General features: G+C 45.1%; 21 protein-coding genes and 1 pseudogene. 18 read left to right on the forward strand and 4 right to left on the reverse strand.

The features are described from left to right. The first annotated feature begins 59 nt into the window (after window positions 1-59). The 8 genes from serA (at window position 60) to KJS69_RS01055 (ending at window position 9,498) form a co-directional block, all read left to right on the forward strand. Window positions 60-1,652 (forward strand): phosphoglycerate dehydrogenase, encoded by a 1,593-nt coding sequence (gene serA / locus KJS69_RS01020; protein WP_213581159.1) that lies wholly within the window; start codon window positions 60-62, stop codon window positions 1,650-1,652. A gap of 219 nt (window positions 1,653-1,871) precedes the next feature. After that, the gene (locus tag KJS69_RS01025; protein ID WP_213581160.1) at window positions 1,872-2,306 is read left to right on the forward strand and encodes a hypothetical protein; all 435 of its coding nucleotides are present in this window, start codon (window positions 1,872-1,874) and stop codon (window positions 2,304-2,306) included. A 411-nt stretch (window positions 2,307-2,717) separates the two neighbouring features. Beyond that, window positions 2,718-3,830 (forward strand): FtsX-like permease family protein, encoded by a 1,113-nt coding sequence (locus tag KJS69_RS01030; protein ID WP_213581161.1) that lies wholly within the window; start codon window positions 2,718-2,720, stop codon window positions 3,828-3,830. Between the two features lie 21 nt (window positions 3,831-3,851). Next, window positions 3,852-5,078, forward strand: coding sequence for a hypothetical protein (locus KJS69_RS01035; RefSeq protein WP_213581162.1), 1,227 nt, complete (start codon window positions 3,852-3,854; stop codon window positions 5,076-5,078). Next, window positions 5,075-5,773, forward strand: a complete 699-nt coding sequence (locus KJS69_RS01040; RefSeq protein WP_213581163.1) for an ABC transporter ATP-binding protein — start codon at window positions 5,075-5,077, stop codon at window positions 5,771-5,773. Before KJS69_RS01035 ends, KJS69_RS01040 begins: the two co-directional genes overlap by 4 nt. 507 nt (window positions 5,774-6,280) lie before the next feature. Then, a complete protein-coding gene (locus KJS69_RS01045) occupies window positions 6,281-7,024 on the forward strand; it encodes a YggS family pyridoxal phosphate-dependent enzyme (protein WP_213581164.1) in 744 nt (247 codons plus the stop codon). Window positions 7,025-7,045: 21 nt separating this feature from the next. Further along, window positions 7,046-8,275 (forward strand): benzoate/H(+) symporter BenE family transporter, encoded by a 1,230-nt coding sequence (locus tag KJS69_RS01050; protein ID WP_213581165.1) that lies wholly within the window; start codon window positions 7,046-7,048, stop codon window positions 8,273-8,275. 32 nt (window positions 8,276-8,307) lie between these two features. Next, window positions 8,308-9,498, forward strand: coding sequence for an acetylornithine transaminase (locus KJS69_RS01055; protein ID WP_213581166.1), 1,191 nt, complete (start codon window positions 8,308-8,310; stop codon window positions 9,496-9,498). A gap of 59 nt (window positions 9,499-9,557) precedes the next feature. Here KJS69_RS01055 and pdxR read toward each other — a convergent pair whose 3' ends face one another. Beyond that, a complete protein-coding gene (pdxR, locus tag KJS69_RS01060; RefSeq protein ID WP_213581167.1) occupies window positions 9,558-10,988 on the reverse strand; it encodes a MocR-like pyridoxine biosynthesis transcription factor PdxR in 1,431 nt (476 codons plus the stop codon). A gap of 509 nt (window positions 10,989-11,497) precedes the next feature. Between pdxR and KJS69_RS01065 the strand changes: the two genes are divergently transcribed. The 4 genes from KJS69_RS01065 (at window position 11,498) to KJS69_RS01080 (ending at window position 15,846) form a co-directional block, all read left to right on the forward strand. Beyond that, window positions 11,498-12,739 (forward strand): serine hydroxymethyltransferase, encoded by a 1,242-nt coding sequence (locus tag KJS69_RS01065; protein ID WP_213581168.1) that lies wholly within the window; start codon window positions 11,498-11,500, stop codon window positions 12,737-12,739. A gap of 46 nt (window positions 12,740-12,785) precedes the next feature. Then, entirely contained in the window at window positions 12,786-13,871 is a 1,086-nt protein-coding gene (serC, locus tag KJS69_RS01070) for a 3-phosphoserine/phosphohydroxythreonine transaminase (RefSeq protein ID WP_213581169.1), read from the forward strand. Between the two features lie 295 nt (window positions 13,872-14,166). Continuing rightward, window positions 14,167-14,991 (forward strand): MerR family transcriptional regulator, encoded by an 825-nt coding sequence (locus KJS69_RS01075; RefSeq protein ID WP_213581170.1) that lies wholly within the window; start codon window positions 14,167-14,169, stop codon window positions 14,989-14,991. A gap of 84 nt (window positions 14,992-15,075) precedes the next feature. Continuing rightward, complete coding sequence (locus KJS69_RS01080; RefSeq protein WP_213581786.1) at window positions 15,076-15,846, forward strand: SDR family oxidoreductase; 771 nt, start codon at window positions 15,076-15,078, stop codon at window positions 15,844-15,846. A gap of 55 nt (window positions 15,847-15,901) precedes the next feature. Here the strand turns inward: KJS69_RS01080 and KJS69_RS01085 are convergent, their stop codons facing one another. After that, the gene (locus KJS69_RS01085) at window positions 15,902-16,153 is read right to left on the reverse strand and encodes an ABC transporter permease family protein (RefSeq protein ID WP_213581171.1); all 252 of its coding nucleotides are present in this window, start codon (window positions 16,151-16,153) and stop codon (window positions 15,902-15,904) included. A 229-nt stretch (window positions 16,154-16,382) separates the two neighbouring features. Here KJS69_RS01085 and KJS69_RS01090 point away from each other — a divergent pair, with 229 nt between their 5' ends. Both KJS69_RS01090 and KJS69_RS01095 read left to right on the forward strand, forming a co-directional pair. Next, window positions 16,383-17,207 (forward strand): metallophosphoesterase family protein, encoded by an 825-nt coding sequence (locus tag KJS69_RS01090; protein WP_213581172.1) that lies wholly within the window; start codon window positions 16,383-16,385, stop codon window positions 17,205-17,207. Window positions 17,208-17,373: 166 nt separating this feature from the next. Beyond that, entirely contained in the window at window positions 17,374-18,078 is a 705-nt protein-coding gene (locus KJS69_RS01095) for a histidine phosphatase family protein (protein WP_213581173.1), read from the forward strand. A 47-nt stretch (window positions 18,079-18,125) separates the two neighbouring features. Here KJS69_RS01095 and KJS69_RS01100 read toward each other — a convergent pair whose 3' ends face one another. Continuing rightward, window positions 18,126-18,974, reverse strand: coding sequence for a helix-turn-helix domain-containing protein (locus tag KJS69_RS01100; protein WP_213581174.1), 849 nt, complete (start codon window positions 18,972-18,974; stop codon window positions 18,126-18,128). Window positions 18,975-19,329: 355 nt separating this feature from the next. Here KJS69_RS01100 and KJS69_RS01105 point away from each other — a divergent pair, with 355 nt between their 5' ends. Continuing rightward, entirely contained in the window at window positions 19,330-19,554 is a 225-nt protein-coding gene (locus tag KJS69_RS01105; RefSeq protein WP_213581175.1) for a hypothetical protein, read from the forward strand. 46 nt (window positions 19,555-19,600) lie between these two features. Continuing rightward, window positions 19,601-19,777, forward strand: a pseudogene (locus tag KJS69_RS01110) (aldehyde dehydrogenase family protein); the annotation flags it as partial. Window positions 19,778-19,877: 100 nt separating this feature from the next. Here the strand turns inward: KJS69_RS01110 and KJS69_RS01115 are convergent. Continuing rightward, window positions 19,878-22,046 carry an extracellular solute-binding protein gene (locus KJS69_RS01115; RefSeq protein WP_249730347.1) on the reverse strand — a complete coding sequence of 723 codons (2,169 nt, stop codon included), beginning with the start codon at window positions 22,044-22,046 and terminating at the stop codon, window positions 19,878-19,880. A gap of 285 nt (window positions 22,047-22,331) precedes the next feature. Here KJS69_RS01115 and KJS69_RS01120 point away from each other — a divergent pair, with 285 nt between their 5' ends. After that, complete coding sequence (locus tag KJS69_RS01120; protein WP_213581177.1) at window positions 22,332-23,186, forward strand: glycerophosphodiester phosphodiesterase family protein; 855 nt, start codon at window positions 22,332-22,334, stop codon at window positions 23,184-23,186. An 84-nt stretch (window positions 23,187-23,270) separates the two neighbouring features. Then, complete coding sequence (locus KJS69_RS01125; protein WP_213581178.1) at window positions 23,271-24,875, forward strand: extracellular solute-binding protein; 1,605 nt, start codon at window positions 23,271-23,273, stop codon at window positions 24,873-24,875. The last annotated feature ends 50 nt before the right edge of the window (window positions 24,876-24,925 follow it).

Genomic DNA, 24,925 nt, shown 5'->3' on the forward strand with positions numbered 1-24,925 from the left:
ACAAGTCCGTAATTCAACTGACGTACAGTCTGTCAGTACATAGAGAAGGAGGAAGGCCGATGTTTAAAGTTCTGGTATCGGATCCGATCAGTGATTTTGGATTGCAGCGACTGATGCGTGCTGCGGATGTGGAAGTCAACAAAATAACAGGACTCGGCGAGGAAGAGCTTATTTCCATTATCCGTCCCTATGATGCGCTGCTCGTCCGTTCTCAAACGAAAGTCACTCGGCGTATCGTGGAAGCCGGTGTTCAATTGAAAGTCATTGGCCGGGCAGGAGTTGGTGTGGATAACATTGATTTGGATGCTGCAACGAGCCGAGGAATTGTCGTGGTCAATGCACCCGATGGCAATACGGTCACAACGTGCGAGCATACCTTTGCGATGATGATGGCATTGGCCCGGCATATTCCGCAGGCCTATGCCCAAACTGTTGCCGGGCAGTGGGACCGCAAATCATTCCTTGGCGTTGAATTGCGACACAAGATACTCGGTGTGCTCGGGCTTGGCCGAATTGGGATCGAAGTGGCCAAACGCGCAGCGGCTTTTGGGATGACCGTTATCGGCTATGATCCCTTTCTACCTGAAGAAAAGGCAAACAAACTGGGCATCAAGCTGACGACAGTAGATGAAGTCATACGGACAGCTGATTTCATGACCGTTCATACGCCGCTAACGAATGAAACGCATCATATGATTGCGGGACCGCAATTTGACGTCATGAAACGGGGAATGCGGATCGTCAACTGCGCCCGCGGGGGGATTATTGACGAGGCGGCTCTTGTTAGGGCGCTCGACGAAGGGATTGTGGCAGGCGCTGCTTTTGATGTATTTGAACACGAGCCTCCGGCGCCGGATCACCCGTTCTTAAGGCATCCCAAAATAATTGTTACCCCGCACTTGGGCGCGTCTACTTTGGAAGCACAAGAGAATGTAGCCGTTGATGTCTCCGAGCAAGTCATCCATATCCTGCGGCATGAACCGTTTAAAAATGCAGTCAATATGCCGGCCGTTCCGACCGACCTGCGGAACAAATTACAACCCTACTTCACATTGTGCGAACAATTGGGAAAAGCGCTTGCCCAGATGACCGATGGCGCCGTACGTGAAGTCACAGTGGAATGTTCAGGCGAACTTGCTGATCTGGATATATCGCCACTGACCCCCTATGTGATTAAGGGTATACTTTCTCACCAACTCGGTGCGGAACAAGTCAATGTCGTCAATGCCATTCACTTGGCGAAGTTTCGTGACATTCATCTTGTGGAGCGCAAATCTCTGTTAACCCAAAGCTCGTCCAGCGAGATTACGATTCGATTAAAGACGGCAATCGAGGAGAGATGGGTGACAGGGTCTGCGCTGCCCAGCGTCGGGGAACGTCTTGTCCGAATCGGGCCCTATCCGGTTGAACTTTCACCTGATGGATTTGTTTTGTTAATTTCACAGAAGGATAGGCCGGGCATCATTGGGCGTGTTGGAACATTGCTCGGGGATAGCGGCATTAATATTGCCACGATGCAAGTGGGCCGCAACGAAGCTGGCGGTTCGGCGGTCATGATATTAAAAATCGATAAAAAAGCATCCAATAACGTGATGGAATCGTTATACGCAATACCGGAAATTAAGCGCGTACGGGAAATCTCCTTTGACTAATTAACTATGTGGCGGAGAAAGGGATGGGGGGTGCAGAAGTACAGCATTTTTTTGATCTTACTCTGTCTGGCGGTTATGAGTTCTGTCTTTGGTGTCGTGATCGGTATGATCAGTAAAAAATAAGTCCGCTTTATTGGGCTGGCAGGGCCTTAAGCAATCTATATGTAAACATCGTAGACGACAGACGACACACAGAAAGTGCTGGCGGGAAATATAGAGATGGCAGCCGTTTTGCATGATGAAGGAAAAGCGGATCACATAAAGATCTCCGGCAATCCAAGCATAGAAGCTGCTTTAACTGCGATTATCCATGCCTCATTGCTTCCTGTAGAGAATGAGAAGCTAAAAGTACAGGTCAACCCGGTCGCCAAAAAAGGAATGACCATCACGTATTCACTCGGAGTGATGCTGTTTAAATTCATCACAGCAGGAAGCGCGTTGGCTGGGATTCTGATTATGGATAGAAAGAGCGGCAGGCAAAGACGGATTTTTATGAGCGGCATTAGAAGGTCGGGGCTCGCGGAGCTGCCGCTTTTTTTGTATACAGATTTCGCCCTGCAACGCACCGGCCGCAAACGTACTTATATACAGATGGGCCTGTCAAGGGCATTTTTTCATCATTATTTGGCTCCATTTCCGGTACTGTTACGGTAATGGTAACCAAAAAGTTGCGGAGAAGTCTACTTCTGTGACACATTTAGCTCTATTAAAAAATAATTCACAAACTTCAGTAACATTTTGTCTTCCAATGGTGTCTATATTATAAAGGCTGAAACGCATTGGGATCAGTCTAGGATATGTTCAGGAAATGCTATTGCTGGAAGACAAGGGGTATCTGCCAGTTCTCATAATGGTTCGCATTCTATTCAAGGCTCGGATCAATATTATGGATACGTAGCAAAATCTGACAGATTTGACAATTAAATTGCTGAAGAAACAAGGGGCTGCCTGAAAAGTAATTTGGAGCAAAACTAAACCCAAGAATGCTGAATTGACAGCATTCCTGGGTTTCGCATTTTCAAGGTAAAGAAACTTAAATCCTGATAGGCAGGAGGTATATTTGCTGTGAAATTGTTAATATTGGTGCAATCGAGAATAAAGCAGCATATAGAAAATAATCGTGCCGCCTTTATTTTTTATCTTCTCGCGAGTATCGCATGTAGCATCATTCTTCTTTATGTATATGGAAACACGATTCCTGCCTTAAAAGCTGTTACGGGAAACAATATGTTCTATCGTTCTTATCAAATTAGCCTCCATAATACGGCAGAAGTAGACCTTGAATCATTCAATCAAATGGTTGCGGATTGGCCTTTTCAAGGTGAATTATCTGATCCTGAGTTTATATTCCAAAAGAAAATATCAGAAGAAGATTATTCGGATGCCATAGTCCAGGTAGATTATAGGCCGCCTTATTTGGAAGCAGAATATTCTGATGACCTCCATCTCTATCCGGTTAAGGGAGACGTTCAATTTAATAAGGAGCAAATATCTTCGGCGCCACCTCCTATTATTTTACCAAATATGCTGAAGTTAAAAGATCCTTCGACAACATCATTTCATATAGGAACAAATCAATATGAGATTATTGGATTTTACTCAGGTTTTTTTTCTGTAATCATTCCTTATGAGATTTTTCTGGAACAATACAGCGAGCCAGATTTTATTAGTGTTCGTTTTCCGTCCAGTATCGAGAATGCTGCAAAGAGTAGTGAGATAATGAGCTATTTACAGAAGTATTTCCCAGCAGCTTTTATACATCCTCCTTATAGTAATAAGATTCATCCTATTGAAATGACTCTAATTGTGATGAGTTTAGGAATCCTTTATGCGCTAGCTCTTTCTTCGATTTCGTATCTAAGTAAATATATTTTTGAAAAAAATCGTAAAACAAATACTATTTATCGCATGACAGGTTGCTCAAATAAAATGCTAATTGCAATTGGCTTTGCAGAAACGGTTGTTTTAGCTTTGGGCTGTACAATGGTTAGTATTGGTCTACATAGTATTTTATATCGTTCAATTTTTCTCAAACTTAATTTAACGGAAGGGATCGATTACCGATTTACTGATTATTTACTGATGGCCGTCATCATGGTACTTGTTGCTGTCATCTTGTATTTGCCTAAAATTCGCCAAATTACAAAAGAAACCATCCAGCAGAATCGAGCAAAATAAAGAGTAAGGGAGGTTTTGGATTTGAAACATATGAAACTTGTATTTCTATCATTTAATAAAATGAAAAGCTCTTTCCTCTTTCTTACGGTACTACTTACCCTTGCTTTATTTATTTTGTTGTATTTAAGTGGAATCATTCGTTATTATCATTACTCAATAGAGCGTCTCGAAGCGGCAGATATTAAAGATTCTGTTTATGTCAAACTAAGTTCTTTCGATGAAAAATATATGGAGAATATTTATTCTGCAAGTAAAGAGGTTCAAAATATATATAATGAAATTCAAGAGTTGCCAGGGGTAGATACAGTGATTACTTTAAAGAGTTACAGAGCTCTAGAAATGCCTGACTCCTGGAACTATACCGTTTATGCTTATGATGATCAAACTCTCGAACGTTTTTCTGTGCCTGTCGATGGCTCGTGGTTTTCGAATGCTCATACAGATGATGGAGCTGTTCAGGCTGTGCTAGCAGGTCGTGCTTTTAACGAGTACCAACTAAATGAAAATATAGTGGCTAAGCTTAATAACGAATCGAAACGTTCTATTACATTACATGTTACCGGTAAGACAAAATTCCCATGGTATACACTTTCTTTTGCTAATAGTTCTACAGATATTTTGGCGCATTATCTGATGGAAGAAGGTAATGTGATTATTGTGAAAGATGACCCTTCTTTAAGGGAATTGTTTGATTCAACAGATAATATACTTGTGCCTGCAAATGCTATTGTAGTGTTTGAAGAGAATGCTAGCGAGGGAGAAAAACAGTCCGTCTTGGATCACTTACGTTCGTATGGTTCTTATAATACATATGAAAATATAATCGCTGATAGTCGACAGTCTTTAAAAACTCATCTAAATAATGTATTGCCCATTCCACTATTTTTATTTTTTAGTGCAATTGTTTGCTTATTTAGTATCGCTTCATTATATGTCTTACGAAACCTTGAAAATCAAGTGATTTACTTTTTGTGTGGTTGCAGCAAGCGGCGCGGTCTGCTTCTCATGACACAAGGTTTAATCGTCATTTGTCTGTTTCCTGCTATAGTTAATAGTATTTTCGTTAGTATCTATCCTGAACTGAAAAGAAGGGGAATATTGGATATTGGTCATGTGATTCTGGATTATACATCAACTAGTATCATACTCATATCTTTAATTGTAATAATATCCTTACTACTGCTTATACCATTTTTCATCAGTAGAAAGAATTCTCCGCAACAAATGTATAGGAGGTTATCGGAATGATTGCGATTAAAAATCTGTGCAAAACCTATCCTGTTGATAAAGAAAACATTACTATCTTACATCGGATTAATTTGACCATCGAACAGGGGGAAATGGTTGCGATTCAAGGTCGTTCAGGAGCAGGGAAAACAACACTTTTCAATGTGATCGGATGTCTGGATACGTTTGATGATGGAGAATACTATTTTGAAAACCAAAACATAGTTGAGCTGAAAGATAGTCAGTTAGCAAAATTGCGTTGTCAAAAAATTGGTTTTGTTTTACAGGATTTTGCACTGGTCACCCATCAGACAGCTTTATTCAATGTCATGTTACCACTATTTTTTGACAAAATCTCTTATAAAAAAATGGAGAAAAAAGCGATAAAAGCATTAAAAGCTGTTGCCATTGAAGAGTTAGCTAACAAAAAAATTAGTCAACTTTCTGGAGGTCAACGACAAAGAGTAGCGATTGCCCGCGCTATTGTGAATGACCCGCAATTAATCCTGGCAGACGAGCCAACTGGTGCCCTAGACTCGGAAACTTCTCAACAAATTATGCAGTTATTACAGAGACTCAATCAAGAAGAGCAGATGACGGTGTTGATTATTACCCATGATGATGTGGTGGCAGATCATTGTAAAAGAAGAATCGAAATAAAAGATGGTCGCATTATAGTAGACCGTTTAAGAAATTCTGATCCTCTATTAGTCTAGGAAGGGGGGCGTATGACCAAACCGAGCGTTTTGCCAATCTGATCCTCCCCATGGTTTTGACGGTTTTCACCCGCGATCAAAAGAGCATGGCCGCAGGGAAGCGGGATGGATTGAATAACAATATGGATGTTTTTTGGCGAACACGGCAAGCAGGCCGTCTAGCTCTAACTCGTCACGAAATTCCTTATAACCGTCCTGTTTCACGAAATATCCATAAGTAGAGCAGGCTGCTCCGGGAAGAAAATTCCTTCGGGGCAGCCTTTTAGTATTCCTTTAAGCCTGGAAACGAATGATCCTATAGTCGGGTGTTTTTTTTGGACTGTTCAATTACATCATTATTGGATGTTAATAACCAATCCATGACTTGATATACTTGCATAGTGTTCTTTATCCATGCAATTTTAATTTGATGCATGAACCAAGATCGGGGATAAAGAAAGGGCGAAACGGAGCCGAAAGACGTAACAGGATCATTTACAAGCGAGGACAAGAGAGAGGGTGGGAGACATGGGGAATCAAGTTGAAGAAAATCTCAAAACGGTGAGACAGCAGATGGAATTGGCTTGCCAAGCCTCGGGGCGCAACATGGAGGACGTGCAATTATTATTGGCGACCAAAACCGTACCGCTTGAAAAGTTACAAATGGCCATGCAAGCGGGTGCAACTCTGTTTGGGGAAAACAAAGCGCAGGAACTGCGGGGCAAATTTCCACTTATGCAGCAGTATAACCAGGTGGAATGGCATTTTATCGGGCACTTGCAAACGAATAAAGTAAAGGACGTTGTCAAATATGTTACACTCATTCATTCTGTGGACCGGTTGAAATTGGGGCAGGTTTTGCACAATCAACTCGTCAAAGAGAACAAGACTATGGATATTCTGATGCAAATCAACACGTCCTACGAAGAAAGCAAATTTGGTGCTCCGCCGGAATCGGCATTGGAATTGGTGGAACAATTGTCCCAGTTTGAAACGTTAAACGTGAAAGGCTTAATGACGATTGGAAAATTGAATGCCACAAACGACGAGACCCGGCACTGCTTCCGATTACTAAAACAGATTCAAACAGAGATTAGGGAGAAGAAGCTTCCGCGGGTAGAAATGGATATCCTCTCCATGGGCATGTCTGGTGATTTCAAGGTGGCCATCGAAGAAGGAGCTACCATCATTCGCGTAGGAACAAGCGTATTCGGTCAACGTTACTTGCCGGATAGTTATTACTGGAACGAAAACGCGAGTCGGGACGATTAGGAGAGAGGCAGGAGAACGTCTATGAACACAACATCACCTTCGCTGCGCGGCCGCGATTGGATATCGCCGACCATAGCCGCTTTAATATCTGTCATTGTCAACTATGGGGGCACTTTTATTCTCGTGTTTCAAGCTGCAAAAGTAGCGGGCCTGAGTCCCGAAATGACCGCTTCATGGATTTGGTCGATCTCCATTGGTGTCGGTATAACCGGGATATGGCTAAGTTATCGATACCGGGAACCGATTATTACAGCTTGGTCAACACCAGGCGTGGCTTTTCTCGTTTCGGCCTTAGCGGTAACCCCTTATCCGGAAGCGATTGGCGCTTACATCCTCTCGGCTTTAGGATTTATTATTCTAGGGTTATCGGGCATGTTTGAACGTTTCGTCCGGCTGATTCCTTCAGGTATCGCTTCCGGGCTGCTAGCAGGCATTTTACTGCAGTTTGGCATTTCGGCCTTCGGAGGAGCGCAAGTTGACCCATTGCTTGTCGTTATACTGTTTGCCGCTTATGTCGTGCTGAGACGGTTTACATCCCGCTATGCGATTGTAGGCATACTGGCCATCGGACTGGTGTATTTGATCAGCACGGGGAAAGCGGATTTCAGCACGATCCGATTGGCGATTGCCTCACCGGTATTTGTCGTTCCGGAGTTTTCGTTACATGCTGCACTGGGCGTTGCCTTGCCGCTGTTCATTATTACCTTGACGGGACAATACATGCCTGGAATGCTCGTATTGCGGAATGATGGGTTCAAGACGAGCGCGAATCCGATTTTGACCGTAACGGGTTTGGGCTCGCTCCTTGCAGCGCCATTCGGCTCGCACGCCTTTAATGTAGCAGCCATTACAGCAGCGATTTGCACAGGGAAAGACGCGCATGAGGATTCGACAAAACGTTATATTGCAGGCATTGCCTGTGGCATTTTCTATATTGTTGTCGGCATTTTTGGCGTGACGTTGGCTGCTTTGTTTTTGATTCTTCCTGCGACCTTTATCGCAACGTTAGCGGGATTGGCATTGCTTGGCACCATTGGCGGCAGCCTTGCGGGAGCTTTAACGGATCCCAAGGGACGTGAGACCGCATTGATTACGTTTTTAGCAACAGCCGCGAATGTGACCTTGCTTGGCGTCGGCGGCGCATTTTGGGGACTTGTCGCGGGTTTGGCAGCCCATCTATTGATTCATGGAAAATTTCATAAAAAGCAATTCAGGCCGAGTGGAGTGCGACAAGCCGAACAAAAACAATAAGAGCATGAAATATTTATAAGAAAGCGGTGGTTATGCTGAAAAAGAGTTATTTATTTCCTACCTATAATAAATTCCCGCTCACACTGGCGAAAGGAAATCAAACGACACTGTGGGATGATGAAGGGAAATCCTATTTGGATTTTATGACGGGCCTCGCCGTTTGTAATTTGGGTCACGTCCCGGATCGGGTAAAAACGCGAATTCAGGAACAACTGGAGCAACTATGGCATGTATCCAATTTGTTTCATATCCCGATGCAGGAAGAACTTGCCGGGAAACTTGTGGCAATCAGCTGTGCGGATCTCGTTTTTTTCTGTAATAGCGGCGCTGAAGCAAACGAAGCAGCTATCAAATGTGCTCGCAGATATCACCAGCGTGTGCTTGGGAATGAGCGATACGAAATTATTACGTTTGAACAATCGTTCCATGGCCGTACACTTGCCACTTTGACTGCAACAGGACAAGGGAAAGTAAAGGATGGCTATCTTCCGCTTCCGGAAGGGTTTGTGCATGCGCGCTTTAATGATATCCAGAGTGTAAGAAGCAGGATTACGCAGAAAACAGCTGCTGTCATGCTGGAACTGGTACAGGGAGAAAGCGGTGTTCATCTTGCGGATCGAGAATTCGTGCTTGAACTGGCCAAGTTGTGCGAGGAAAATGGAATTCTCCTGATCGTCGATGAAGTGCAAACCGGAATAGGGAGAACGGGGAGCATGTTTGCCTATGAACATTATGGTATCGAGCCGGATATCATCACGCTGGCGAAGGGATTGGCTAGCGGTTTGCCGATCGGGGCCATGATGGGAAAGGAAAAACTTGAGGGTGCCTTTTCTGCCGGCAGTCATGCATCCACGTTTGGCGGTTCTCCTCTTCCCATGGCAGCCGGGCTGGCGACTATTGAAACGTTGATGGAGGACGGGTTGTTTGAACGGGCAAAAAAAGCGGGGGCGTATGCCTTGGACAAGCTGGGAAATGACTTAAAAGTTTATCCTGTCATTCGTGAAGTTCGGGGGTTAGGACTGCTCATTGGTATTGAGTGTGCGGAACCTGTTGCGCCAATCATTCAGAAATTACATCAGAACGGGCTGCTTGTCTTGCCGGGAGGAGCCCACGTCATCCGATTTATGCCAAGCTTATACGTAACCAGCGACGAAATAGATCAAGCGGTCGATATACTAGGTCATGTGCTGAGGGAACTGGATGGCAATACGAATGGATTATAAGAAAGAGTGAAATCGGGCGAATGATGGAAACATGAATGCTTCCCGCGGGGATGCCTGAATCATAAAAGCATCCCCGCCAGACGAAAAATGCCTTCTTCAATGGCTGTTTCATCTACTTTAGCAAAACCGAGTACCCATCCTTTTCGATTGCTTTCCAAACAATACTTGCTAAGCGGATAAACCCGGATTCCTTTTTCGAGCGCTAAGTTAGTCACGGCTTCTTCGTCAAACGATGGTTCAGCCTCAAGAAGCATATGCAATCCCGTTTCTACGCCGCTTAATGTGAAGTGTTCACTCAGACCTGACGTGATGATGGCCTTCGTCATGGTCTCGTGTCTGCGCCGATATACATTTCGAACACGTCTCATATGGCGCATGAAATGACCATGTTCGATAAAATGAGTAAGCGTTAATTGCTCCATAATCGGAAGATGACGATAGGTTAATTCATGGACCTTGGCAAGCTGTCGAATGGCCTCTTTGGGACCAATGATTGCCGATATCCGAATACCGGGAGCAACCATCTTGGAAAAACTCATCATATACAACGTGTTCTGAGGTTGCTGGCTGAACAAGGTTGGAAGCGGATCGCCGCGATATCGAAATTCGCTGTCGTAATCATCCTCCACAATCCAAAACCGCTGCTCGGCGGCCATATGCAACAATTGTTGTCTGCGAGGCTCCGACATAATGACTCCAACCGCACATTGGTGTGATGGCGTAACAAACACAAGTTTGGACCCGGGTCGAATGCGGTCTACGCAAAGCCCATATTCGTCGACCGGAACGGGAACAACTTGCATACGCCGATACTTCATCGCCATCCAGGCAGCAGGGAAGCCGGGATCTTCAATCGAAACCGTTTCTCCTTCATGTAAAAGGGCTTGGGCGATCAAATCGATGCTATGCTGTGCGCCTGACGTTAATAGGATTTGATCGATATTCACATGAACGCCCCGTTCAAGGGACAAATAACGTTGAATCTGTTCTCGGAGCGGCAGGAATCCATAGGCGTCGCCGTAAGCCCAACTGTCCAGGTTTGTTTCTGCGGAGGCTTGTAAAAAGGATTGCCTCCAATTTCTTTGAAAATGTTCATCCAAATACGGCTCATGGGGACTGAAATCGATCTCTGCTTTTTGATTTTCTTTACCTCCGAACCAACTGTGCAAATGGCCGACTGCGGCGTTTAATAAAGGCAATTCGGGAGGGACGAGTCCTTCGATTACAGCATCCTCTGAAGGACGAGCCGCATAGGTCCACTCGCTAACTCTCGTCCCGCCGCGACGAGAGGTTACGGTGTAGCCGCGGCTGAATAATTCCTCGTAAACAGTCTGTATGGTTGAACGGGAAACGCCAATCAATTGAGCGAGTTCGCGGGAAGGGAGCAGCAATTCCCCGGGAGGCCATTTCCCGGTTGTAATATTATGGATCGCTTGGTCCAGCAATTGTTGCCAAATGGGACGTTTGTCATCCCGGTTAACTTTTAGCATTCGATTTACCTCCAGTATTTCTACTGAAATTATGGATTGTTCAAATCGATTGTATATGAACGTTTTATAACAATCCATTGATTGATATACTATCATGACAATCGTTGCTTTTGCAACACATATAAGTTGAACTAAACTAATGATTGGGTAGCTCATGAAGTGGAGAAAGAAAGATGCTTCCAGGGCGAGTTTTGGCTTTGTATTCCTACCATCCGAAGGCCCATCTATATAGAAGGAATCTGTTGGAACGGGGTCCCCGAAAAGTACCTGGAATCGCTTCGAAGCCCATCTTCACTTTTTGGGGAAATAGTTTAGATGTTTGAAGCTTCGGAGGCACTTTCCTTCGGAACGGAATGAGAGCTATTCTTTAGTGCCACTTATATAGATATAACGAATTTTGCTTATCCAATCAGGAATTTTTGGAATCAAGAGAATCAACCGATCCCTTCCTTCGTAGGACGAGAATTAGAATTAGGCAACGAAATAAGCAAATAGGGAGGAACATGTTTATGAAATATTTGGACCAACAAGACAAAGCAGTGGCGAGCGCCATTCGGCAAGAGATGGCACGGCAGCGGGATAAAATAGAACTGATTGCATCGGAGAACTTTGTTAGCCCGGCAGTTATGGAAGCCACAGGTACGGTACTGACCAACAAATACGCTGAAGGATATCCGGGAAGAAGATATTATGGCGGATGTGAGTATGTTGATATTGTCGAGGACCTTGCCATTCACCGTGTCCAAGAACTTTTTGGCGCTGAACATGCCAATGTGCAGCCTCACTCCGGCGCGCAGGCGAATATGGCGGTTTATTTTGCTTCGGTCAAGCCTGGTGACACCATTTTGGGCATGAATTTATCTCATGGAGGCCATCTTACACACGGGAGCCCGGTCAATTTTTCCGGAAGATTCTACAATTTTGTGGCTTATGGCGTGGATGAACAAACAGGGTGCATTGACTTTGATCATGTGCGAAAACTTGCTCATAAGCATCGTCCGCGTATGATCGTTGCTGGCGCCAGCGCCTACCCACGAACGATCGAATTTGAGTCGTTCGCTCAAATTGCGGCCGAAGTCGGGGCCCTTTTCTTCGTGGATATGGCACATATTGCGGGAATTGTCGCGGCGGGCCTGCATCCCAACCCGGTGCCGCACGCGCATTTTGTTACGACGACAACGCATAAAACGTTACGAGGACCAAGAGGCGGTGTCATCATGTGCCGTAAACCATGGGCGCAAGCGATTGATAAAGCGATATTCCCCGGATCACAAGGCGGCCCGCTTATGCATGTCATCGCGGCCAAAGCGGTTGCGCTAGGCGAGGCATTGCAACCGGGGTTCAAATCGTATATGGAAAAAACTCTTGAAAATGCCAAAGTATTGGCGGAAACACTAATGAATGAAGGGCTAACCGTTGTATCGGGAGGAACAGATAACCATATTGTATTGCTTGATTTGCGCACGATTGGACTTACGGGTAAAGAAGCTGAAACCATACTCGATGAAGTGGGGATCACGGCTAATAAAAACGCCATTCCTCATGATACGGCAAGCCCGTTAGTGACGAGTGGTATTCGCTTCGGAACCCCTGCTATGACGACGAGGGGGTTAGGGCCCAAGGAAATGAAAGAAATTGCCCAACTTATTGGACTTGCCTTTAAAAATCCCAATAGTTCGATGGTTAAAGATCAGATATTAGGAAGTGTGCGTGAGATGACGTCTCGTTTTCCTTTATATGAAGAACTTTAATAGTCTGACAGCACGTAAATTCGGTTCATTACAGGGGGGACGATCGATGACTTACGCGTATAATTTCAATGCCGGTCCGGGAGCATTGCCTTCGGAAGTATTGCAAGAGGCACAGGAAGAATTACAAAATTTTCATGGGATCGGTACATCGATTCTGGAAATGTCCCATAGAAGCAAAGCATACGAAGCCATTCATAATGAAGCACAGCAATTGATTAAAGAACTGCTGAATCTCTCTTCTGATTATGATGTTTTATTTCTACCGGGGGGAGCAAGCGCGCAATTTTCTATGGTGCCGATCAACTTTTTGGCCAAAGGAAAAACAGCGGGGTATATAAACAGCGGAACATGGTCGGGAAAGGCGTGGAAAGAAGCGCAGAAAATAGGGAAGACCCTCGTTCTGGCAAGCGGGGAAAAAGAACGTTTCAAACGGTTGCCTGATTTAAACCACCTGGATATTCCGAGGGAATTGGCTTATGTCCACCTCACTTCAAACGAAACGATTGGCGGCATACAATACAAGAGCTTCCCTGATACCGGGGATGTTCCGCTTTTTGCGGATATGTCCAGCGACATCATGTCTCGACCCATCGAAGCATCAAAATTTACACTTATATACGCAGGCGCACAGAAAAATATGGGGCCAGCGGGCGTCACCATTGTCATTGTCCACCGTTCTTTGTTGGAGCGTATTCCTGAAGCTATCCCTGATATGTTAAGTTATAACGTACATGCCAAACATAATTCGTTGTTTAACACACCGCCAGTTTTTTCTGTCTATATGGTGAACCTTGTGTTGAAGTGGATTGTGAATCAGGGTGGATTACTGGGGATGGCCGCGCGCAATCGGCAGAAGGCGGATTTGCTTTATCATGTGATTGATACGAGTGGCGGTTTTTATAGAGGATTGGCTCATAAGGACAGCAGATCCATGATGAACATTACCTTCGGTATATCCAGCCCAGAAATCGAAAATAAGTTGCTTGTTGAACTAGAGCAAGAAGGATTCATGGGATTAAAAGGACATCGAGATGCAGGACATCTGCGTGCTTCCATTTATAATGCTGTACCTTATGAGCATTGCAAAACATTAGCGGATTTTCTTGCTGATTTCCAAAAGAGGAATGGCTGAATTTAAATAATGGGAGAAGAGACTGTAGGGTGGTTTCATTATGAAGTTGCCTTTTTATTACCAGTTTTCTATTTACCTAATGTAAGAAATAAAAGAAAGGTGGTGGCAGTAGCGGACACTGGGCAGAACGATGGATTAATGAAGCGGTTGAGAAGGATCGGCTATCTCACCCCGGCATTTCGGGATAAACAAGCCTCTGGTGACGGGTTGGTCGCTTGGAGCGCTGAAACATTCCAATGGGCGGCCAACTGTCCGGCAGTGCCATGCATTAATTTCGCAAAAGGGGGGGATTTGAATGTTCAAAATCGGGGCATTCGCCAAACTGACTGGTGTGACGGTGAAGACACTTCGCCACTATGATAAAGTCGGCTTGTTAAAGCCTGTGCGAGTGGACGAAGAAACGGGATATCGTTTTTATGCAGCGGAGCAACTGCTAACTATCCGTCGTATCGCGAGCTTCAAAGAGCAGGGCCTAACTCTTGAGATGATGCGGCCGCTGCTGACCGAAACCGCTTCTTTGACGCAAGCGGAGCACACATTGCTTGAAAAGCGAAAGGTGCTGGAGCACCAGTTACAAGAGGTCCGGCAGCAAATTGCGGAAATCGATAAGCGACTCGTGAGGATCGAACGGCTTGAGGCGGTTGAAGAGGAAGGGAAGTTCTTGCTTCGAAGTGTGGACCCCGTTCTCGTAGCCTATATTCGCGAGACATTGCCAAAAAACCAACTATGTCTGCTGCTCGATGAACTGAAGCAGTACGTCCGCTCGCATGGAGAAGAGTCGGATCACGAGATAGCAATCGTCTGGCATCGGAGAGCCGATGACGATGAAGAGCCTTCGGACATCGAGGTTGCCATTCCCATTTCCAAACCGATTCCTGATAGCTTCAGGGTGAAAATTCATCCATTGCCTGGCATGAAGAAAGCTGCTTCTTATACTCATCGATGTGATCCGTATAAGGATAATTGCAAGGCGATCGAGACGCTGCGCACTTGGATCGCTGACCATGGCCATCGGCCCCTCGAGACGATCCCGGTTCGGGAGATTTTTCTGACGTCGGACAAAGATCTCTATGGTCAGCTGCGTTTGGCAGAGGTAATCGTCCCAGTGGAACGAGTCTGAAAAAAGATAAGAATCCATTCCTTGACTCTCCCCTTATGGGGAGGGTTTATCATGGTATCAATCAATTATAAGGAGTGGATCTGCATGAACTTGAAGCGTTTGGAAGGTCGAATCGCGGTCGTTACAGGGGCCAGCAGAGGGATAGGGAGAGCGATCGCGCTGCGTCTCGCTGCCGAAGGTGCGCTAGTCGCAGTACATTATGGCACACGGCGTGATGCTGCGGCAGAGACGGTTTCTGCGATCGAAGCAGCGGGGGGTACAGCTTTTGCCATCGGCGCCGAGTTGGATTCTCTGAAAGGAGTCCATCGGCTTCTTCAGGGCTTGGATGAGGAACTTACTCGCAGGACGGGCAGCAACCAATTCGATATCTTGGTCAACAATGCCGGCATCGGCACATCCCCGTCATTGGAAGAGACGAGCGAAGAGGACTTTGATCGTCTGTTCGCCGTCAACGTCAAGGCACCGTTCTTCCTCGTCCAGCAATCGCTCGGACGTATTAGAGACGGAGGCCGCATTATCAATATCTCATCCGGAGTGACACGAATTGCCTTTCCGCACATCATGACCTACAATTTAACCAAAGGCGCACTAAATACATTCACCCTACATCTGGCCAAGCTTCTGGGTCCGCGGGGGATTACTGTGAATGCAGTTATGCCCGGCATAGTCGATACCGACGTCAACGCGTCGTGGCTGCACACTCCCGATGGCCGCAAGTCTGCCGTAGAGATGTCGGCGCTTGGACGCATTGGCGAGCCTTCGGATATCGCGGACATCGTCGCCTTCGTGGCTTCACCTGATGGCCGATGGGTAACGGGACAAATGATGGATGGAACTGGCGGATCCCATTTGTAAGAGAAAACCTCATTGATTTAACGAAGAGCCGTTCGAATAGAACGGCCATTCCCCGTTATCCTTTAACCGCGCCCGCCGTCAACCCTTGAATGAAGAAGCGTTGAAGCAACAGAAACATAATCGTTACCGGGACGGATACCGTGATCGAAGCCGCCATCATACCTCCCCAATTCTGCTGGGCTTCGCCCAAATATTGCATGATCAACCCCGGAGCCAGCGTTCTCTTCTCCGGCGAGGTAACGCATCCCGTGATCGCCAAGGCCGTTATCAACAGGACGACACAGATAAAACAATACATTTTTTTCATGCTTTCTTCTCCCCCTTGCAGGCTAGTTAATCGCTTACAAACAACAGTATAGAGCCGCCTGCTTCCGCGAAACAGATAATATACGGCTAATTTTTGAGAACAAATTAGCTGTCTTTGATCCGTTGAGCATCAAGATAACCGAATCATGCGGTTTAAACAGCGGAATATGTATATCCCGCCCGATTTGTTTTACCTATGATGAGGAAAAAGAAAGGAGTTGAAATGTCTTTTGGAGCAATATTCGTTACGCCTGTATTGGATGACCGATATCCATCTGGTAGACGAACTGACCGGCCGACCGGATGCTGCCGGCGCGATTTGGATGGAACGCCATTACTATGCCGCTTTGGATAAGCTGCGGCAAGCCGTCGATATCGTTAATCGCGAGAGGCCCGATTACGTCATCTGTACGGGAGACGTCATTGACCGGGAACAGTCATTGGATTCATTTATGAAGGAATGGGAACGGATCGAGCCGCCCAAAGCTTTCGTGCCGGGCAATCACGATCTGAGCATTGGAGGGGAAGCTTTCGAGGAGCAGTTCGGGATCGCGGGCCAGCCTCTGACGGCGGGGAGCCGGTTTAACCGTTCGATCGCCATGCGCAAAGGGGAAACGGAGGTCAGAGTGCTGTTGCTCGACAATTACATAGGCGAAGACGGAAACCGCCTGTACGACACCTGTGAAGGAACGATTACGGAAGAGGCTTTCGAATGGCTTGAGAATGAAATCCTGTTCTGTCCGGAAAGTCTTATTCTGTTATTCTCGCATAATGGGCTGGGAGGGCCGGAAGAATATTTCGACCGCAGGGCCGTTGCCCGATTCGCGGAACTTGCGGCACGCGCCGCAGACCGGGGCAAAGCGATTCTGCATCTGGCCGGACATCATCATGTCTATCCGGTTGCGGCAGTGAAAGAGATGCAGCAAGGCCTCACGTTCATCAATGGAGTCGCCATGATTTGCGAAGATACGTCGAGTTTGAACGTCATTGAGGTATACGCTGACGGTTCCTACCGGATAGATTACCGTAAGGTCGGTCTCACTAAGGCCCTTTGAATCGAGGAAAGAAGTAATGAAGAATTCCTTGCTTCCTTGCCGGGTTCCGGCGGCGCCAAGACAAACGCCGACTCCTGGAACGTTGATCACGGGTCAAATACCATAACGGGACCGCTCACGTCCGGACAGCGAGAAAATTACAGCAGTAAAGGAGAAATACGCAAACGTGCGACTATATATAATTCGTCATGCCGATCCCGATTATGAGAACGGCACGATTACACCTGAAGGTCATTTGGAGGCGAAAGCACTGGCCGAACGGCTGGAGGATGAAGGGATTGACGAAATCTTTTGCTCTCCGCTTAATCGAGCCATTCACACGATGCAGTATACTGCCCGCCGGCTTACTATCAAGCCTGCCATCGTACCATGGTTCAAGGAACTTGAAGATTGGGACGTCGAATGGCCACCCGGCAACCGTATCGCGGCATGGAACGTGCACGGCGAATGGCTCAGGCAAACCAAACCTTATCCTACCAACGACAATTGGCATCATATGGTCCCTTATCTCAACAGGGGACTGGAAGTGAAGCTGCGGCAGCTCCATCAGGAGTCCGATCAATTTATGGAAAGTCTCGGTTACCGGAGAGAAGAAGGCAAATATCGCATCCTTCGTTCCAACACGCGGAAGATCGCCATTTTTTGCCATCACGGCCTGGGGGTGACCTGGCTTTCCCATTTGCTTGAGCTTCCGCTCCCGCTCATGTGGACTGGCTTCTGGATGGCGCCCAGCTCCGTGACGACCATTCTGATGGATGAGCGATCGGCCCAATGGGCCGTCCCGCGCTGTCTCGGATTCAGCGATATTTCCCACTTGTACAAAACGGGGCTTCCGATAAGCACCCAAGGTTTGGTCGCCAACGTCGATTAAGTAAAAAACGCGTACCCTTTGTTAAGCTTAAGGGTACGCGCTTTTGTTTAAAAGGAAGAACAATTTTTGCGGTAGGACATTGGATTCTCTCCATAGTACCCGGCGAATTTACGGCTGAAGAAATTGGCGGAGTGAAATCCGACCGAGTAAGCGATTTCCACGATAGGGCGATTCGTACTTCTCAGCAGCTTGGCCGCTTGGTTGATGCGGATTTTCGTTAGCGTCTCGATGATCGACTCCCCGACCTCATGTTTGAACAGATGGGTTAAGCGTGACGGTGATAAACACACCATCCTGGCAAGCTCTTCAATCTGTATCGGCTCCGCGTAATGTTCCTCCAAGTAACCGAGAATTTCCTCGACCCTGGCGTCCAACTGTCGTCCTCTGTTCTCGGATTGCAGGTTGGAAGCGACAAGAATGATCTCTTCGACAACGGACAAAGCAAGCTCCTGCTTAAACACGTTGAACGGTCCCGTATAATAACCCAGCATTCGTTTGAAGGCGCCTTCAATTTCTTTCACCATCGGTCCTTCGAAATGCAATTGCACTACATGATCGAAAGGAAAGGCGAGCTCCAGCCAAGGTTTCCAAGTAGCCCTCGGGATGAAATGGACCCAAATTTTTTCCCAGACGCCTTCGTTCTGCTCCGTATAATAGAAATGAGGAACTCCGGGAGGGATTACGATCATATCTCCGGCTTTGCAATGATAGGTATCTTCTCCACTTTCGACGACGCCTCCACCGGACAAGGTGAATAAGAAGTGCCAGTCTTGTCGGCCTGATGGCCTTCTGCACATATAACCATATCGTTTCAAATAATAATCGGACGAGCGGACGCAAGGCATAACAGCGATGGTTAAATCATTCTCGGTCAATATTCCCATAGGTCGGTCCACCAGTTACCCCCCCTTGTAAATATACCACTATACTCACAACCGAACGCTATATTCAAACGTCAGTTATAGTTTTGTTTTTTGCTCCGATCAACAACAGCGAATATTATTTGATGTCACTTTATCATATTGCAGGCGTCAAATCCAGCCTGCATCTACCTTCCAAAAGGAAAAAAGAGAAAATAAAAAAGAGAAATTAACGATTGACAGGATACGGGTTGTGCTATAAAATATTGCTAAATTCATACTATTCCGATAGGAAATATATAAAAGGGGTCTTGCAAGGGAATACGAACGGTGGGGCACAAGGATGACAGGAGGAGTTCACTTCCCGATATGCCGGGTCAAGGAGGCCATAATGGACCGTTTTTCAATAGACGGACTGCCCGTATTCGAAGCGCTGGCCCAGACGGACATTTACAAGGGCCGGCGGGTGCCGGTTCCGGGCGTCACTCCAGAGCCGGATCAAGACACCGGACATTATGGCTGGATGGAACATACCGCTCGCAGAATGGCCCGCGGCAATGAATTCCGGCGAGATCTGGCTAAATACTTACAAGAGCGCGGATTTGTACTGGATTAGAAGGGGGCCGTCGCTGCAATGAGCAACATTTTAGGTACTTCAAGAAGCGTCCGCGATTTCCGAAGGACTGGAATACGGGATTGTCGGCTTGAACGATGGGTTGCCGGCCACCGCGCAGGCACCGTTTGGCAGGATGAAAGAGAGCGGTATTGGCCGGGAAGGCGGTCACTGGGGACTCGAAGAGTTTATTGAAATCAAATATGTTTCGATGAATTTGATATAAGCGAAGCTTCCTGCCCGGCTTGCATGGCAGGAAGCTTTTCTTTGCGCGCCCGGCATGGGACCGTAATGTAATAAAATCGAATCCCGATGATGTGAGCAGTTTAATTAACATCGACGTCGATCAGGCATTGATTAATATAATCGATAGCTTCTTCGATGGTCATAATATGGTTAATGACATTCTTGATTCCCCGTCCAATGATTCTTTCCACCATTCTGTAATTGAAAACCTCACCTGTTCGAAAGGAAGTTTCACGGATCCCGTTCAGACTGGATTCGTGAGCCGTGGCAAGCCATGGATATAAATCGAGAACCATTTGATTTTGGTAGACGGTCTCGTTAGCAGAAACTCCGCCAAGAAGAGTGATTTGTTCGGAAATTTCATCGCTGTACACCCAATTTAGAAAATGAGTGACTTCGCTTTCCTTACTGCAATATTTGGAGACCCCAAGAACCCCTCCCCCAAGTAAAGGCTTGTTACCCGGCACAGGAGCATATCCGATATGGGAAGACAAGGGACTATACTTCACCATCTTTGAAAAATGATTATTAAACAGGATCATCATGGCTGTCTTGCCTTCGGCAAAGGAAGAAATCGATTCATCCCACCAACCAGCTGACAAAGTGTCGGCAAAACCGATCATTTCAATATATTTGTGCAGAGCGGCAGCAGCCATATCTTTTGTGAGGGAAGGACGCTGGCCACTAAGGATGAGTTGTCCCCCTTCAGAATAATAACGTGTCAAGAACTCTGCGGCAATAATTTCGGTATTGCCGAATGTAACACTATTTCCATAGAGCGTAGGTGATTCCGGATTGATGGATTGAGTAAAGAATCGGGAGACCCTATTAAAACATTCAAAATCGGTCGGTACCTCCAAATCCATTTTGTACTGTTCGTAGAACATTCTTTTTATGGCAGCATCTTCGAAAAGGTCTTTTCTATAAAAAAGCATTAGAATGCTTGGATCGAACGGGAGAGCGTAGGGTACGCCGTCGACTAGCGAATATTTATCTTTTAATTGAAATTGGTTAACCAAGCTGTGGATATCGTTCTGGAAATCAGATAAGGGGCGCAGCGTGCTTTTGGCAAACCAAGGCAGGCTGGCCATGTCCATGCGAATAATGTCGTAATGTTTATTGTTATCAATGTCTGTCAGGATTTCATAAATCTCTTCAAAAGAATGAATCGCCAGAAGCACATCAATTCCCGTCAGTTTCTTGAAGTAGGGCAACAGTTTCTTCAGAGCTCGAGTCGAGGGGCTTGGGATCGTGAGTATAGTTAGTTCATTCAGAGGCTCATTCTTGGTCAAATCAGAGAATTGGAATAGGAAACCTCTATTTTGCACCGTGATCGGAGTCGCGGTTTTTTTATTGTCTTTAATCGTGTCCACAATGTGTTCGGCAATCTGTCGGCCTAATAATCTGTCATCCAAATGGTATTGATAGACAGTATTGCCTGCACGAGACGATCCGGAAGACAAACTGTAAATCAAGGGGGGTTCCTTCGCACTCCCCAAAAAAGCGGCGGTTCTTACATGTCTTGCTCTCTCCATGTCTGACGTTAAAATGACATCGGGAGAGGGGCCCTCAAAAAATTCAAATGCTTTGCTGTAAGAGTTGTAGAGGGGCTCCGAAATCTTTCTCACGATGGCGGAAGGATCGCGTTGTTTCATTCGATGAATAAAAGCGGATGAAAAATCTTTATCACACGAATAAAAGTCCGGACCTGTGAACAATCCAATATTTTTAAATCCTTGTCTGTGAATTGCCGCTGCTAATTCTTCCCCGGCTTGAATGTAGTCAAACCCTGCAAAATGAACACTGTGGCTTAAATTTCGATAGACAAAAACGATGTTTTCCGGGGGGATTTTCGTATTCTGGTAGTATTCATTTGCGTCTGTCAGACAGGAAACAGAGATGATCGCATTGACTTGGTCAGAATCGACTTCCTTGAGAATATTGATTTCGTTATGCTGTATATCTTCAGTTGTATACAGAAGAGTGCGGAACCCCAAGCTAGCGAGAGTTCTCTCGACACCAGTATATAATTCAGCATAGGGTTCCGATAAAATGTTCGGCAGAATGAGTGAAACTGTATTCGTATTTCCCGCTCTAAGGGATCTGGCCCGGGTATTGATCCGGTAGCCCAATCTTTTGGCAGTCTCTTCGATTAAACGAATCTTCTCCAGGCTAACGTTTCCTTTCCCATTTAAAACATTAGAAACGGTGCCATGTGAAACTCCGGCAGCTTTGGCTATATCTTTCATCGAGGGCAATGAACTTCATCCTTTTCTCTATAAAAAATTCGTTAAAATCGTCTAATGGAAACGGCTATTATTTATAATACCATAAAAATAATACCACAGAAATTTGAACGTTCCAATATATTTATAATATATATTAGCTGAATAATGCAATTTTTATCGTTTTTTTCTTTTTTTATGGAGATATATTATATTTAAATTTTGTAAATTGGATTGACACGTTCCAATAATGCTGATAAGTTTAACTCAGAAATTAAAACGCTAACAAAACGGAGGCGAATATTTGGAATGTTGATACAAAGCCATTTAAAAATCAATGAAAAACTTCAATCCAGGCTCCAGATGAAGAAGCCGCTCATTGCAGTACATAGAGGGAGTCCTGGCGGTATTTTCATTGAGAATACGATTCCTGCATACGTTGCGGCTTTAAGGCAGGGGGGAGACATGATCGAGGCCGATGTCATTCTTTCCACGGACGGTGTTCTCTATACTTTCCATGATGGCAACGAACAGAGATTATGCAATGAGAAAACAAACATTAAGCAAATGTCTTCCGCCAAGATCGACAGCTTGAAGTATTTTAATACCGATTACCGAATTGAACGATTTGAAGCGGTATTACAATTTTTTAAAGGAGATGTTTTGTTCAATATTGACCGGGCTTGGGATTATTGGCCGGAAGTTCTAAAATTGGTAGACCGGTTCGAAATGGCCGATCAAATCATCTTGAAGAGCAAGGTTGAAGAGAAACATTTGCGGTTTCTGGAAGCGTGCACGACGAAATATATGTATATGCCCATTGTCAAAACCGAAGAAGAGCTGGCATTGGTCAAGCAGTATAACATCAATTTAGTGGGCGTTGAGTTTCTGGCTCCCACCAAGGACAGTCTGTTTTTGCAAGAAGATTACATTCGGTCCATTCAACAACAAGGGTTGTTTTATTGGGCCAATGCAATAAATTTTGATGACCACACCGTCCTTTATGCAGGCTATGACGACCGTACATCCATTATGGAGGATCCGGACAAGGGCTGGGGGGTTCTACTCGATAAGGGGGTTGATATTATACAAACCGACTGGCCGCAACTGCTGTCCAACTACATTCAGCAGAGAAGCTGTAAGAAAATCGACGAGTTAACTTAGTCTAAATTTTGAAATGTGGGTCAATAAAGGAGCCAATATCATCAATGACCCCTGATAAATAAAAAGAACGAGAGGTATTAGATAATGAAAAAGGTTAATTATTTATTATTTGCTTTAATTATTTTATTAGCCGCTTGTAGTAAGGAAGTCAAAACAAACGAAATAACCTCCAATGAAAACTTTAACGAAACGGGCATGCCTATTGTAAATGATCCTATTACTCTGGACTTTATGGCTAGAAAAAGTGATGCCGACAATTATGATGAGGTTTTAATATGGAAGGAATACGAAAAAATGACTGGTATCCATATTAATTGGACTTTGATTCCAAAGTCAGGTTGGACTGAGAAGCGCAATTTAGCTTTATCCAGTGGAGACTATCAGGATGCTTTTTATACGGCGGCCCTTTCGAGTGCTGCTTTAAGTGAATATGGTAGTCAAGGGGTATTTTTAAAGTTAAACGACTTGATTCCCAAATACATGCCCAATCTAACAAAGATTTTAGATGAATATCCTGAAATTAAAAAGGGATTACTGGATGCTGACGGCAATATTTATTCACTTCCCGGTTTATATGAACCAAGTTTTTGGTCTGTTATTTCTGGACACAAGCTTTGGGTGAGAGAGGATTGGCTAGAAAAATTAGGAATGGATATTCCAGAAACAACTGCTGATTTTTATGATTACTTAAAAGCAGTAAAGGAAACGGATTTGATAGGAAATGGTAAAAATGAGGAAATTCCATTTGGAAGTTATAGCCTGGCGGGATTAAAGGGTTGGATGCGTGGGTCATTTGGAATTGGAAATAGAGGTAGTAGTCATAACTTTGTAGATATCGATCCAGAGACCGATAATTTGCGTTTTATACCCACAACAGACCGTTATAAGGAGATGCTTGAATATTTGCATAAGCTTTATAGTGAGGGATTAATTCAGGAGAATATATTTTCCTCAGCAAATGACAACAATGCTAGTTATGCAAACGGCTCGAAGGGATTGCATGGAAGTACAGTGTTTGTAAATACCGAAGCCATTTATGGAAAAGAAGAAGGTTCTAAATTTATTGGGATTGCTCCATTGGAGGGGCCACATGGTGATCGGATGGTTTCCACCCAACGCTTTCCTATTGCAACAAAAGGAGCGTTTGTTATTACAGATAAAAACCGGCACGTACCGGAAACTCTAAGATGGATAGATTATTTTTATAGTGATGAAGGTTCGAAGTTTTTCTTTATGGGAGTAGAAGGAGAAACATATGAGGAAAATCAAGATGGTAAGTTGGAATTTGTAGATAAGATAAAAAATAGTCCAGATGGATTAACAATGGAACAAGAACTTTCCAAATATGTTACTTACTTGGGCGGTGGATATCCGGGTATTATGAAAGAGAAATTCTTTGACGGCGCTGAGAGTGTCCCATCTTCTTTAGCGGCTGCAGAACAAATGAAACCCTATATGCTCGAGGAAGTATGGCCTGAATTTTCCTATACAAGTGAAGAATATAAGAAGAGGTCTGTTTTAGCTGCTGATATAGAGAAGTATGTAAACGAAATGGAAGATAAGTTCATAGCAGGAAGTGAATCTTTTGCGGATTGGGATAAATATGTAAAAACGATCGAAAAGATGAATTTAGAAGAGTATATGAAAATCGAAAATACTGCCTATAACAGATATAAAAGCGATAAATGATAGTGGGAGCTTCTCCATGTTGGGGAAGGGGTTGTATCAAATACATCCCC

It is taken from the genome of Paenibacillus sp. J2TS4, assembly GCF_018403245.1.
Taxonomy (GTDB): domain Bacteria; phylum Bacillota; class Bacilli; order Paenibacillales; family NBRC-103111; genus Paenibacillus_L.